The organism is Kosakonia sp. SOY2 (assembly GCF_027109175.1).
In the GTDB taxonomy this organism is placed as follows: Bacteria; Pseudomonadota; Gammaproteobacteria; order Enterobacterales; family Enterobacteriaceae; genus Kosakonia.
Genome location: NZ_JAPVXH010000005.1, coordinates 225,115 through 238,407, shown reverse-complemented (window position 1 = coordinate 238,407; position 13,293 = coordinate 225,115). Strand labels below are relative to the sequence as shown.

Sequence of the window (13,293 nt, the reverse complement as noted above, 5' to 3'; positions counted from 1 at the left end):
ACGAGGTGGCCCTCCCGTATCGGGAGGGAAGATCGTTTACTTCACCAGTGCTTTGGTCATATCCAGCAACTGGCGAACATCCGCCGGGCGCGTGTCGCCACTCGCCTTATCAATGATCGAACTGTAAATATGCGGGATCACCTTGCGAACACCCGCATCCAGCGCGATTTGCAGGATTTCACTGAAGTTGTCCAGATCGATGCCGCCGGTCGGCTCCAGCCAGAAATCATGGCGCGCACAGGCTTGCGCCACGGCGATAAATTCGTCGCGGCATTTCAGCCCGCCCATCGGGAAGTATTTAATGGAGCTGCCGCCCATATCTTTTAGCAGTGCAATGGCGGTTTCCACCGGCACAATGCCGTCTGGCGCCTGGCTGCTCAGCGGCCCGGTGGAAATTTTTACCCTTCCCGGCGTACCGGTTGGCGAGACCAGGCCATTAACCACCGTGTCGTTCTGCCCGAGCAGCGCGCGGCTGGTCGCCACGCCGGTGAACACCTGGTTAACGTGCTGCGGTTGAACTTCACGGGAGATGGCGCTGACCATGGCCGACTGGTTTGGATCGCCTGCGCCGAGGCCAACGGAAAGTGCATTATCGATACGCGCCGCGTAGTCGCGCATATCCGCGACGGCAGTAGCGACATCGGGGTAGTTTTTCGACAGCACGCCGACCAGCACATGGCCTTCCGCGGCCTCGTAAATCGCGCTGGCGTTCTCTTTGCTGCCCGCCAGCACGTTCAGGCATACGCGGTCGCGGTAAAAATTCGGCGTCAGTTTCATGCATTTGCTCCCTTGTTCAGTTCTTCGGCGATGCGGCGATAAATGATCGTCAGTTGATCGGCGGTGACGCTGCGCACATCGGCTTCGATAATCCCTTCGTTGGCTTTATAACCACGGAAGTAAATGGCGTATTCCCCCTGTTTCAGGGCGCTGACCAGCTCGCCGGTAGAGATACCGGTGACGGCTTCATCAAATTTGATTTCGCTGCGGGCAATATCGCGCCCGGCGCTATCCCACACCACGCGCGCACTCACGCCTTTTAGCGTGTTGAGCTGCTCAATAAACGGTGTCATTTTGGCGACCATCTCCGCCCCGCTCTCTTTGCTGGCAGAAAGATAGTGTTCAATGGCGCAGGTCAGACCGAGAATGCCTTCCTTGCCCACTTTCATTGCGCGGCCAATGCCCGCCGTCTGGCGTTTTACCCACTCCACATACTGCGTTTTGCCGATCACCAGCCCGCTGGTTGGCCCTTCAATCGCTTTTGCGCCGCTGTAGATAACGAGGTCGGCTCCGGCGCGGTAGTAGCACTGCAAATCCTCTTCGGCTGCGGCATCGACAATCAGCGGCAGGTTGTGCTTGCGTGCCACCACGGCGGCCTGCTCCACGCTGAGCATGCTTTTTTGTACGCAGTGATGAGATTTGATAAAGAGGATCGCTGCAGTACGCGGTGAGATTGCCGCCGCCAGTTGATCGGCAGAGCATTCATTGGCGTAACCGGCTTCCACCACTTTGCCGCCGCCCAGCGCCACCATGGTGCCTACCGGCGCGCCAAAGTTAACGTTGTGCCCGCGCGGCAGTACGATTTCGTTGTTCTCAATCGGTGTGCTGTGCAGGTTTTCCAGCAGCCAGTCGCTGTCTTTCACCAGCACGGCGGCGACAGATTGCGCAATGCCGGCGGAAGCGCACGACACCACGGTCGCGCCTTCGACATCCAGCAGTTTTGCAATGTACTCCCCGGTTTTATTCACCAGGTCTTTCATTTCGAAGTAGTGATTCATGCCGCTGACTACAGCGTCGACCACTTCCGGGCGCGGCGTGGAAACGCCGAGCGCCGTCATGCGCCCGGAAGCATTAATCACCTGTTTTAGCTGGTACTTATCATAAATCGAAGGCATGTTCGGCACTCCCTTGTTCGGTCATATAGCCCTTGCCCGCGCGAATGGCGGCAAGCGGCGTGAGGATCTGTTCGGCCTGTAACGTCTCGTTTTCCGCATCGGTGAACAGCACCGGCTGGCGTTTCAGGTCGAAAATGGTCAGATCGGCGTCGAAACCCACGGCAAGACGCCCTTTATGCTGCAGGCGCAGACCATCAGCGGCGTGGTCGGTCACACAGGCGATCACCTGCGGCAGCGACATGCCGATGGCGAGGAATTTCGCCATCACATTCGCCAGCGAGCGCACCGGGCCATCGATGCGGTTGCGGCAGTAAATGTCGGAGCTGATGGTCTGCGGCAAAATACCCAGCGCGATGGCCTGCTGTGCCACCGCAAAGCTGAAACTGGCGCTGCCGTGCCCGACATCAAGCCGCACCCCGCGCGCAATGGCGCGCATCACCGAGGCGCGCAGCTCGCCGGAAGGCGTCAAAATGCGGTTCGGTTTGCCGTTATAGCAGTGGGTAATGATGTCGCCGGAGGTCAGCAGCTCAGCAATCTCATCAAGGTTTGGCGGGTTGTTGCCAATATGCACCATCAATGGCAAATCGCCGTTTTCCTGCTGGATGACTTTGGCGCGTTGCAGCGGTGTGATGCCGTTGTCGCCGACCACGCTGCTGCTCATGCGCGCTTTCAGGCCGACAATAAAATCCGGGTGGCGTTTTATAGCCTCACGCGCAGCTTTGGCGTCGATATTATTCAGGTTCGCCAGCTCGTTTTGCGCAATCAGCCCGACGCGCGAGATATTCAGCAGCGCATAGACGTCCGTCGACGCCTTACGGGTAATGGCATAGAAATCATCGATGTCATCCGCGCCGGTGCTCCCGGCGTCAATGACCGTGGTAACACCGGTCTGGATACCGACGCTATCGGGCTCGTCGTGATAAATGGGTGAGTTCGGGTAACAGTGGACATGGGAGTCGATCCACCCGGCGCTGACATAGTGTTCGCCGCGTAAATCCACGCTTTTCGCCGCCGGGCCGTCGATATCGCCAAGCGCTGCGATTTTGCCCGCCGCGATGGCGATATCCGTCACCGTATCGTCAACCAGACGCGCCCGGCGCAGGAGTAAATCAAACATGCGTATCTCCAGGAGTAACGGGCGCCGCAGCGCCCGTGGGTGTCAGAGGGCTACCGGGAAAATGGAGCCCAGCAGCATCGCGCCGAGGATCGCGCCCCCGGTGATCGGCTTCTGCCAGAGGTAAAACAGCAGCACGCCAATCAGCGAACCAATACCAATCGGAATGGAAGCGGTCATCGCGCTGAGGATAATCAACGGGCCGAGGAAGCGGCCGGACGCGTTACCCGCGCCCATCATCACGTCTGCGCCGTAGGTGGAGTCGCTCTGGTTGATGGTGAACTTACGCGCCAGGATAATCAGGTAGCCAATCGCCAGGCCGATGATCAGCCCGGTAGCCAGCGAAGCCACAAAGTTCGCCACCGGGAAGACAAAGCCCGCGCCGAGCAGCAGCGCCGGCACGCCAAGCCCCACTCCGGTCTGGATAGCGCCGCCGATATCGAGAATACCGACCAGCGAACCTTCGATAATGCGGGCAAACAGGAAGCTCGCGCCAAATGCCGCCACCGCGCCGTAAACGCCGGTATCCATGCCGGAACGCAGCATCGAAACAAACGCCACTTCGTTAAACGCGCCAATGCCGTACAGGTAGTACATATGTGTCCCGGCGAACACGCCGGAAGAGAGCAGGCCGACGAAAATCGGGAATGACCAGTCGGCGTACCAAAAGCCTTTATTCTGTTCCATCTCGGTTCCTTATTTGCCGCTGAGCGAGTTGTGGATAAGCGACAGCCAGTCCGGCGCGCTCAGGTGGAAGGACTCGATCATTTTCAGATCAAAGCCGCGGAAGAACGCACTCAGCACAAACAGCGCGACAATCGCTGTCATCATCACTTTGGTGACGCGGTTCCAGCCGCTCTCTTCCACACCTTTACCAATCAAAATGCCCAACACCAGACCCGGTACGGCGTTACCCATAATGAGCTGTGCCGCGCCGCCAAAAACGGTCGCCCAGAAACCGGATTTCTTGCCTGCATCAATTGCCGCCAGCCAGAAAATCACCGGCATCACGGTGTTGACCAGCAGGTTCGCGGCCGGAACCAGCACTTTCACCGCCGTCACCTGCAACGCCGCCGGAACGGAGGAAGCAGTCAGGTTGAGGAAGGTGACGACCACCATGCCGATCAAGCCGCAGGCGATAGCCATCTTTTTCGGATCGTGCAGGGTTTCGCCCACGTTGCGGTTTTTCACCATCAACGCAGCAGCGCCCCAGTTCGGAATAATGCGGTGGTCAACGTCCTGGGTGAACGACCCCGCCGCAACGGATGACGCCCAGGCGTTAAAGAAGAAACCCAGACCAAAAGAGAAGTGCGAAGCCGGGTCCCCTTCGCAGGAGTTCAGTTCGCCCAGTGTACGAAACGCGCCCATCCCTTGCGTGGTCGGCGCATGGAACATGCGTGCAGCCCCTGCGCCCACGCCGACGCCCACCAGGCCGCCGATAATGAGCGATTTTATTAGTATGATTAAGAACATCAGTCTGCCCTCTTCTACCCTGTGATAGTGATTTCTGGGGTATGCGGTGAGTTATTGCGTGACGAAATCCACTTTATCGAGATTGATGGCGGTCACGTTGACGGTGACGTCCAGCTCCACGCTGTACGTGCGTCTTATACGGCGCAGAAAGAGGAACAAAAACGCCTCTTTGCGCGTCGTTTCCTGCGCCTGAACAACCTGCACGTCCTGTGGCTCAATGCGCAGTAAAATGTGCGGCGACGTTTTCATCACCGCGGCCTGAACATGGTTCAGCGCATCGGCGAAGGCGCGCGCTTTCGCATCGCCCTTGCCCTTTACCCTGACCGTGGTGGTGAACTGTTCTTTCATGGTTATGCGCCGTATTTTTTCTGCCACGCCTGCACCAGACGCTCGCCTAACTCTTCTTTGTCCATAAAGCCAAAGCCCAGCACGTTGCAGCCTTCATTAATCGCCGTCACGCCCTCTTCCACAGAACGCATGCCGTATTTGGCTTTGTAGCCATGTTTGTTTTGCGCGGTGATTGCGCCCGCGCCGCCGCTGCCGCAAAAGGAGATGCCAAAGGTGGCGTTTTCCGCTTTCATCACGTCGCCAAGTTTCATATCCGCCGCCACGCCCGGCACGACCACCGCGCGGCCGCCCGCTTTTTCTACACCGGCCGCCACTTTCTGGCCTTTCCCCAGACGGTCGCCAATCACTACGGTAATCTGTTCCATTGTTCGCTCCTTAAAGGTTGTCTTTCGCCACTTCGAAATGCACCGACAGCAGCCAGGCTTCTTCTTCCGGAAGGTTGCCAAAGGCCGCCACGACGTCGCGGGCAAGGTTCATGGAATCCGCCGAGATCTCATCAAACAGGCTGGCGTCCACTTCCGGTAGCGGTTCGCCGGTTACCGACCGGTGCGCCATCGCGCGGACATGAGAGGTCAGCATCTGTTGCTGCACCGCGTTCGGCGTAATGTTCTGAGAACTGAGTAAGGCATACACCTGCTTCAGCATGCGTTCAGCGAGGGTTGCCGTTTGCGCAGCCTGCTCCGCGTCGTTTATTACCGCTCCGTTATTCACTCGTCGTACCCCGTTAATGGCTTCGGAATAAAACTAACGTTGCAGGTTAAGAGTTTGTAGCGAGGAGTTTTCCACTTCGAAGTGGAAACGCGGAAGGCTTTAGTGATCTGCGCCTCAAAATAAGGCCGCTGAGGGATTTTTCACTGTATTGCGGTCACAATTTTGACCAAAAGCGGCGGAAAAACGGCAGCCCAAAAGCACAAAAAAACGGCGGACGGGAGAGGAAAAGTGTGAGGTGAATAAGGTTTACTTATTCCTGCCCGTTGTTCAGCGCCCGCAACAGATAATCTGTGAATGACGACACCAGCGGCAGCAACGGCCTGCCGGGTAAATGTAATAAGTGCATCGGGCGCGGCGGCGGTAAATAGCCCGGCAGTACAGCACACAGGCGACCTGCGTCGATATCCCGCTGCAACATGATGTCGGCGTGCTGCACAATCCCCAGCCCGGCCAGCGCCGCCTGGCGAATCGCCTCGCCGGAATCTACCATCAGCCGCGGGGTAATCGCCACCTCTTGCTTACCGTCCGGCCCTTGCAGCTGCCAGCTGTGATCGGATCGCCACTGGCTAAAACTGATGCAGTGGTGCTGTTTCAACTCTTCCGGGGTTTCGGGCGTGCCGTGTCGCGCTAAATAGTCTGGCGATGCGGCGAGGATCATCTGGTACGGCGCCAGCGGAATGGCAATCATCCCTTCATCGTTGACAGCACCGACGCGCACAGCGAGCTGGAAGCGCTCCTCAATCAGCGAGACTTTGCGATCGCCCAGCACCATTTCCGCATTCACGCCGGGATATTGCTGTAAAAAACGCGACAGAATGGGGGTTAAAACATGGTTGCCCCAGGCCACCGGCGCGCTGATGCGCAGCAGGCCAGAGACATTTTCATAAAGATGACTGGCTAACCCGTCTGCTTCGCGAACAGTGGCGAGGATTTGCAGACCATACTGGTAAAAACGCTGGCCCGCTTCGGTGAGACCCTGGCGGCGCGTGGTGCGGTGCAGCAGCTTGCAACCGGTGCGACGCTCAAGTTCGCGCACATGTTTACCGACCATTGCCGGCGTGATGCCTAACGAGTCGGCGGCGGCGGTAAAACTGCCGAACTTGATGGTGCTGACAAACGACTCAACGCATTTGAGATAATCCATTTTCCACCCGCATTCTAAACCCACAGTATCAAATGAAGATAACAACGCCCCATTTATCCGCAACAGGACGCGGAAAATAATAGCGCCATTATCGTTTATAGGGTTCTTAATGATGCAATCGCTGGTTTTCAATGAATTTGGCGCATCGGATGTGCTGTACCTGCACAATCACCCTACACCGCAGCCCGGCGCGGGTGAGTTGCTGGTTGACGTGTCTGCCGCCGGGCTGAATTTTGCGGATATTTATCGCCGCCAGGGGCGTTACCCGCTGGCAGGAAGTGCCCCCTGGGTTGCCGGATATGAAGGCGCCGGTCAGGTGATTGCTGTGGGAAGCGGGGTAAGCGGCTGGCAGCCGGGCGATCGCGTGGGTTTTGCCGATGTGCCGCTGGCGCACGCCAGCCATATTGTGGTGGCACAGGAAAAAGCTATTCGCCTTCCCGACTGGCTTTCTGAAGCGCAGGCCGCGTCGATTCTGTTGCAAGGCTTAACCGCAGATTATCTGGTGCATGATGTGTTACCGGTGCTACCCGGCATGCGTGTCGCCGTGCTGGCCGCCGCTGGCGGCGTGGGCAGCCTGCTGACGCAAATGCTGGTACACCGGGGGGTGCAGGTGTTCGCCGTGGCTTCAAACCAGGCCAAGCAACGCCTCTGCCTGCGTAACGGCGCAGACGCCGCCGCCGATTACGACTCATGGCCTGAACAGGTTCGCGCGTGGTATACGCCGGGTTGCGATATCGTGTTTGATTCGGTTGGCAGCACGCTGCAACAAAGCCTGGACAGCCTGAAAGATGGCGGGCGCGTTGTGCTGTTCGGTATGTCCGGCGGCACGATCCCCACGCCGGATCCGGCGCAGTTTTTGTTGCGTTCCACCGGCGTTATCGGTGCCGATCTGTGGACTTATCTGACCTCGCAGCAAGAGCGGCAGCGCCGCGCCGATCGCCTGTTTGCGCTGCTGAAAGCAGGACATATTAAATTGCCGGAGGTGACATCTTTTCCGCTCTACCGGGGTAAAGAGGCGCATGACTTGCTGGAAAACAGAGAGTTTAGCGGGAAGGTAATTTTGATCCCCTGACATAACGCGTTTTAAAAATGAAACAGCACCAGGGAAGCACATAATAAAAAGCGGACACCGGAAATTCCGGTCGAGAAGCTGAAGTAAAAAGCGGGGCGATTGCCCCGCTTCGTTTAACCAGATACCGAATTAACGGTATTTCTTGTGATACGTATTGCGGGTATCAATGAACCCTTTGGCGGCGTCCTGCGCCTCTTTCACTTTGCCTTCGTTAGCCAGTTTCAGCGCGCCGTCAATCTGCCCGACCAGCACATCAAAGCCGTGACGATAATCTTTCATCTCCGCGCTATCTGCCGCTTTACCTTCCAGTTTCGGCGGCGTCGCTTTTTGTGCATCCAGCGCAGCGGTACGCATTTTGGTTAATGCATCTTTCATCTCGCCAGCGTCGCTGGTTTTCTGCACCACTTTCAGATTGTCATTCAGGGTGCCCATATCATCTTCGAGATCGGCGGCGAACACCGACGATCCAACAAACAACGATGACACAGCAAGGATCGCTAACAGGTTTTTACGCATTGCTCACTTCCTTTTTTTATTATTCACGCTAAAGGCGCAACTCTGTGCGCCACGGAGTTATTGTCCGGCGATTTTCATCTCCGGGAGTAACACTGAACCACACTGAATATTGCTACGGTGTTCGATATCGTCACCAACGGTAACGATATTACGCCACATATCTTTCAAATTTCCTGCAATGGTAATTTCGCTCACCGGGTACTGGATTTCACCATTTTCTACCCAAAAACCGGACGCACCGCGCGAATAATCACCGGTAATGCCGCTCACGCCCTGGCCCATCAGCTCGGTGACAACAAGCCCGGTGCCCATCTCTTTTAGCATCTGTTCGAAGCTCAAGCCGCGTCCGGCAATGCGCCAGTTATGGATACCGCCTGCATGTCCGGTGCTTTTCAGTCCCAGCTTACGCGCGGAATAATTGGTCAGCAGCCACTGCATCAGTACGCCATCTTTCACGATATCGCGGCGTTCGGTACGCACGCCTTCGCTGTCGAACGGTGAAGATGCCAGCCCTTTAAGCAGGTGCGGATGTTCTTCAATAGTCAGCCACTCTGGCAGGATCTGCTTGCCAAGATAGTCCAGCAGGAACGTCGATTTGCGGTAGACAGAACCACCGGCAATCGCGCCGACCAGGTGACCAAACAGGCCGGTCGCTACTTCGTGGCCGAAAATGACCGGCGCTTTCATGGTCGACAGCTTGCGCGGCGACAGGCGGGACAACGTGCGACGCGCACACTCTTCGCCCACCCACTCCGGCGTTTGCAGTTCGTTAATATCACGGCTGATGGTGTAGGCGTAATCGCGTTCCATGTCGCCATTCTCTTCGGCAATCACGCAGCTCGACAGCGAGTGGCGCGTGGAGCAGTAGCTTTGCAGCATGCCGTGGCTGTTACCGAAGACTTTAATGCCGTAATGGCTATTGAAGCTGCCGCCTTCGGTATTATTAATGCGTTTATCCGCTTTCAGCGCCGCCTGTTCGGCGCGCGCGGCCCATTCGATGGCTTCATCCGGCGTCACTTCCGCCGGGTGGAACAGGTCAAGATCGGGTGCTTCAAACGCCAGCAGATCTTTATCTGCCACGCCCGCGTAAGGATCCGGCGAAGTGTAACGCGCGATATCGAGCGCCGCCTGTACGGTGCGGGCAATCGCGTCCGGGCTGAGATCGGTTGACGAGGCGCTGCCTTTACGGTTCTGGTGATAAACGGTTATCCCCAGAGCCCCATCGCTGTTAAATTCGACATTCTCCACTTCGCCGTAGCGCGTGCTCACGCCGATCCCGGTGGTTTTGCTGACAGCCACTTCCGCACCGTCCGCTTTTCCGGCAGCTAATTCCAGCGCTGTGGAAACCGCCTCTTCCAGCGTTTTGCGTTGTTGTGCAACTTGTGTGATTACTTTCATTGCCAATGCCATAATTAAGGGAGAGATTCTTTGAAGTCTAACAGAGAACCGTTTTTCAGTGCGCGCCTTAACTGGTAACATTAGCCTCTTTTTTTAAGGAGCCTGAGATGACAAAGCAGCCCGACGACTGGCTCGACGACGTGCCCGGTGATGATATTGAAGACGAAGATGACGAGATCATCTGGGTCAGTAAGAGTGAAATTAAGCGCGATGCTGAAGAGTTAAAGCAGCTCGGCGCGGAAATGGTCGATCTTGGTAAAAACGCGCTGGATAAACTCCCGCTCGACCAGGATCTGCGCGACGCTATTGAGCTGGCGCAGCGCATTAAGAAAGAGGGTCGCCGCCGTCAGTTGCAGTTGATCGGTAAAATGCTGCGTCAGCGCGATGTCGATCCGATTCGCCAGGCGCTGGATAAGCTGAAAAACCGCCACAACCAGCAAGTTGCCTTTTTCCACAAGCTGGAGCAGATCCGCGATCGCCTGATTGAAGAGGGTGATGATGCGGTGCCAGAGGTGCTGAACCTGTGGCCGGATGCTGACCGCCAGCAGTTACGTTCGCTGATCCGTAATGCGAAAAAAGAGAAAGAAGGGAACAAACCGCCGAAATCCGCGCGTTTAATCTTTCAGTATCTGCGTGAACTGGCTGAAACCAGCGAGCAATAACCTTTCTGAATTATCCTCTCCTGCGGGAGAGGGCTTTTCCTGCTTCCCTTTTCCTGTTTCATTTATTCCCTTCTGAACGCGATCAAAATTTAGCTGAATCGTTAAAGCTAAAAACGTTCTCTATCACATATTTATTACGCATATATCTTTCATTTCATAGATAAATGCGATCAATACCAGCTATTTTCATTCTCATCCTCGCTCATTTTCACCAAATGAAACGGATCACATTTTCTCCCCTGCGCAAAACGTAGATTTCAGCCGTGGTGCAAATAATCGATTCAGCTAAAAAGGACAAAATGATGAAAAAAACCGTAATGCTTTCCGCACTTGCCCTGCTTGTATCTGCTCCGGTAATGGCGAAAACCTGGGTGCTGACAAGTGCTGAAGGCGGCGTTGAGCAGGGAAACTGGCGCATCAGCAGCGATCAGCTGAACATCAAAGATCAGCAGTTCAGCATTGAGCAGGTGGTACTGCATGGTGGCAAACAAGAGGGCAGCAAAGTTATCAAACTGAGCAGTAAAAACGGCCTGACTATCGCGCTGAGCCCGACGCGCGGGATGAATTTACTCTATGCAGACGGTTTTGGCGTGCATATGGGCTGGAATTCACCGGTAAAAGAGGTCGTTAACCCGGCATTCATCAACCTAGAAAGCCGCAACGGACTCGGCTGGCTGGAAGGTTTCAACGAGATGGTGGTGCGCTGCGGTTACGAGTGGACCGGCCATCCGGTAACGGCGGACGGACAGATTTACACCCTGCATGGCAAAGTGGGTAACACGCCCGCTTCGCAGGTTTCCGTCGATGTTAGCGAAACGGCACCCTATGAAATTCGCATTCGCGGATTAGTGAAAGAGAGCACCTTCAAAAAAGCGGATCTGCAAACGGAAATGGAGTTGCGCTACATTCCGGGCAGCAACAGTTTCAGTCTGCATGACGTGCTGACCAACCATGCTGACTATCCGCACGATTACCAAATCATCTACCACAGCAACTTCAGCAAACCGATCCTTGAACAGGGCGCGCGCTTTATTACGCCGTATGAAAACGTCAGCCCGTTCAATGATTACGCTAAAAAAGGGCTGAAAGAGTGGCAAACCTACGCCGGGCCAACCAAGGGCTTCGACGAAATGGTGTTTAATATCAAGCCGCTGGCCGACGCCAGTAAACAGACTGTCGCGGCACTCCTCAACAAGGCCGGAGATAAAGGCGTGGCGATCAGCTATAACACTGAACAGTTGCCGGTGCTGACGCTGTGGAAAAATACCGACACGGAAAAACAGGGCTACGTCACCGGTATCGAGCCGGGCACCAGCTACGCCTACCCGGTGACCATTGAGCGTGAACAAAAACGCGTGAAACAGTTGCAACCAGGCCAGAGCACCCGCTTCGATTTAACCTATACCTTGCTGCACAGCAGCGGTCAGGTGGCTGAAGTAGAGAAACGCGTGCAGGAAATTCAGGGCAGCAAAACCCCGCAGTCGATTGAAACGCCGATGGCGAAAGAGTAACGCGCAGGCATAAAAAAACCGCGCCAGGTTTCAGGCGCGGTTTTTTATTCGGCTTAATTTAATCAGGCGCTTTCAGCAGCGAGTTGCGCTTTTTTCGCCAGCCCGTCCAGCAGTTTCTGGTGGATACCGCCAAACCCGCCGTTGCTCATCACCAGAATGTGATCGCCCGGCTGGGCGCTTTTGACAATCATCTCCGCCAGCGTATCTACATCCGCACTCCAGTACGCAGGCTGTACGCAGGCATCCGCCACTTCCGCCACCTGCCAGGGAATATGCGGCGGCTGCAGCAGGTACACTTCGTCGGCGCGTCCCAGCGACGGAGCGAGATCGGCTTTGCAGATGCCCATTTTCATGGTGTTCGAGCGTGGCTCCAGCACGGCGATAATTTTCGCGGTGCCGCCCACTTTCCCGCGCAGCGCCGCGAGGGTTGCCAGGATTGCCGTCGGGTGATGGGCAAAATCGTCATACACGGTCACGCCATTGGCTTCGCCACGCAGCTCCAGACGACGACGCGCATTGATGAAAGAGCCCAGCGCGTTCGCCGCATCTGCCGGTGCAACGCCAACATGACGCGCGGCGGCAATCGCCATCAGGCCGTTATGCATGTTGTGCTCGCCCACCAGACCCCAGTTCACCTGGCCTACGCATTCGTTATCCAGCCACACTTCCCAACTGGAGGCGTCAGTATTCAGTTTTTTCGCCTGCCAGTGCCCCTGCTCGCCCACCAGCTCCTGCTCGCTCCAGCAGCCCATCGCCATCGTCTGTTTCAGGTTGATGTCGTTTTCCGGCCAGATGATTTTCCCCTGCCCCGGCACGATGCGCACCAGGTGGTGGAACTGTTTCTGAATCGCTTTCAGGTCATCGAAAATATCCGCGTGGTCAAACTCAAGATTATTGAGCACCAGCGTGCGCGGGCAGTAATGGACAAATTTGGAACGTTTGTCGAAGAAGGCGCAGTCATATTCATCGGCTTCAATCACGAAGAACGGGCTTTCACCCAGACGCGCGGATACATCGAAATTGCCCGGTACGCCGCCAATCACGAAGCCCGGTTTGTAACCGCAGGCATCCAGAATCCAGGTCGCCATGCCAGCGGTGGTGGTTTTACCGTGCGTACCGGCAATGGCGACAACCCAACGGTCGCGCAGCACAAAGTCATGGAGCCATTGCGGGCCCGACATAAACGGAATGTTCTTTTCCAGCACCGCTTCCACACAGGGATTACCGCGCTTCATCACGTTGCCGATGATGACCAAATCCGGCGCCGGATCGAGCTGGCTGGCGTCATAACCTTCAATCAGTTCAATCCCTTGATTCTCAAGCAGCGTGCTCATCGGCGGATAGACACTGTCGTCCGAGCCCGTTACCTGGTGTCCCAGCGAGCGCGCCAGCATTGCCAGCCCGCCCATGAAAGTGCCACAAATCCCCAATATATGAATGCGCATACGTCGT

At 56.2% G+C, this 13,293-nt stretch carries 15 protein-coding genes; 3 read left to right on the top strand and 12 right to left on the bottom strand.

Annotation, left to right across the window (positions count from 1 at the left end):
- Positions 1–36: 36 nt before the first annotated feature.
- The 9 genes from dagF to O3S68_RS21220 all read right to left on the bottom strand — a co-directional run bounded on the left by dagF (position 37) and on the right by O3S68_RS21220 (position 6,682).
- Positions 37–777: a 2-dehydro-3-deoxy-phosphogluconate aldolase gene (gene dagF / locus O3S68_RS21260; RefSeq protein WP_020456293.1), complete on the bottom strand. Its 741-nt coding sequence runs from the start codon at positions 775–777 to the stop codon at positions 37–39.
- Positions 774–1,892, bottom strand: coding sequence for a DgaE family pyridoxal phosphate-dependent ammonia lyase (locus O3S68_RS21255; protein ID WP_269232406.1), 1,119 nt, complete (start codon positions 1,890–1,892; stop codon positions 774–776). The genes dagF and O3S68_RS21255 overlap by 4 nt, the downstream gene beginning before the upstream one ends.
- Positions 1,876–3,009, bottom strand: coding sequence for an amidohydrolase/deacetylase family metallohydrolase (locus tag O3S68_RS21250; RefSeq protein ID WP_269232405.1), 1,134 nt, complete (start codon positions 3,007–3,009; stop codon positions 1,876–1,878). The genes O3S68_RS21255 and O3S68_RS21250 overlap by 17 nt, the downstream gene beginning before the upstream one ends.
- Before the next feature lie 42 nt (positions 3,010–3,051).
- Positions 3,052–3,693 (bottom strand): DUF4310 family protein, encoded by a 642-nt coding sequence (locus O3S68_RS21245; protein ID WP_269232404.1) that lies wholly within the window; start codon positions 3,691–3,693, stop codon positions 3,052–3,054.
- 9 nt (positions 3,694–3,702) lie between these two features.
- On the bottom strand, positions 3,703–4,479 hold the full coding sequence (locus O3S68_RS21240; RefSeq protein ID WP_017459108.1) for a DUF4311 domain-containing protein: 777 nt from the start codon (positions 4,477–4,479) through the stop codon (positions 3,703–3,705).
- Positions 4,480–4,530: 51 nt separating this feature from the next.
- Positions 4,531–4,827 (bottom strand): DUF4312 family protein, encoded by a 297-nt coding sequence (locus tag O3S68_RS21235; protein ID WP_020456289.1) that lies wholly within the window; start codon positions 4,825–4,827, stop codon positions 4,531–4,533.
- A 2-nt stretch (positions 4,828–4,829) separates the two neighbouring features.
- Complete coding sequence (locus O3S68_RS21230) at positions 4,830–5,192, bottom strand: SFCGS family glycine-rich protein (RefSeq protein WP_020456288.1); 363 nt, start codon at positions 5,190–5,192, stop codon at positions 4,830–4,832.
- Positions 5,193–5,202: 10 nt separating this feature from the next.
- Entirely contained in the window at positions 5,203–5,538 is a 336-nt protein-coding gene (locus tag O3S68_RS21225) for a glycine dehydrogenase (RefSeq protein WP_020456287.1), read from the bottom strand.
- A gap of 250 nt (positions 5,539–5,788) precedes the next feature.
- Positions 5,789–6,682 carry a LysR family transcriptional regulator gene (locus O3S68_RS21220; protein WP_045514238.1) on the bottom strand — a complete coding sequence of 298 codons (894 nt, stop codon included), beginning with the start codon at positions 6,680–6,682 and terminating at the stop codon, positions 5,789–5,791.
- 109 nt (positions 6,683–6,791) lie between these two features.
- Here O3S68_RS21220 and O3S68_RS21215 point away from each other — a divergent pair, with 109 nt between their 5' ends.
- On the top strand, positions 6,792–7,754 hold the full coding sequence (locus O3S68_RS21215; RefSeq protein WP_269232403.1) for a quinone oxidoreductase family protein: 963 nt from the start codon (positions 6,792–6,794) through the stop codon (positions 7,752–7,754).
- 129 nt (positions 7,755–7,883) lie between these two features.
- Here the strand turns inward: O3S68_RS21215 and cybC are convergent, their stop codons facing one another.
- Both cybC and pmbA read right to left on the bottom strand, forming a co-directional pair.
- Positions 7,884–8,270, bottom strand: a complete 387-nt coding sequence (gene cybC / locus O3S68_RS21210; RefSeq protein ID WP_020456284.1) for a cytochrome b562 — start codon at positions 8,268–8,270, stop codon at positions 7,884–7,886.
- Between the two features lie 57 nt (positions 8,271–8,327).
- A complete protein-coding gene (gene pmbA / locus O3S68_RS21205; RefSeq protein ID WP_269232402.1) occupies positions 8,328–9,680 on the bottom strand; it encodes a metalloprotease PmbA in 1,353 nt (450 codons plus the stop codon).
- Positions 9,681–9,775: 95 nt separating this feature from the next.
- Here pmbA and yjgA point away from each other — a divergent pair, with 95 nt between their 5' ends.
- Positions 9,776–10,330: a ribosome biogenesis factor YjgA gene (gene yjgA / locus O3S68_RS21200; RefSeq protein WP_017459116.1), complete on the top strand. Its 555-nt coding sequence runs from the start codon at positions 9,776–9,778 to the stop codon at positions 10,328–10,330.
- Positions 10,331–10,632: 302 nt separating this feature from the next.
- Complete coding sequence (locus O3S68_RS21195) at positions 10,633–11,841, top strand: aldose 1-epimerase family protein (RefSeq protein WP_269232441.1); 1,209 nt, start codon at positions 10,633–10,635, stop codon at positions 11,839–11,841.
- Between the two features lie 62 nt (positions 11,842–11,903).
- On the opposite strand, the gene mpl is transcribed toward O3S68_RS21195, so the two are convergent.
- Positions 11,904–13,286, bottom strand: a complete 1,383-nt coding sequence (gene mpl, locus O3S68_RS21190; RefSeq protein ID WP_269232401.1) for a UDP-N-acetylmuramate:L-alanyl-gamma-D-glutamyl-meso-diaminopimelate ligase — start codon at positions 13,284–13,286, stop codon at positions 11,904–11,906.
- Between the last annotated feature and the right edge of the window lie 7 nt (positions 13,287–13,293).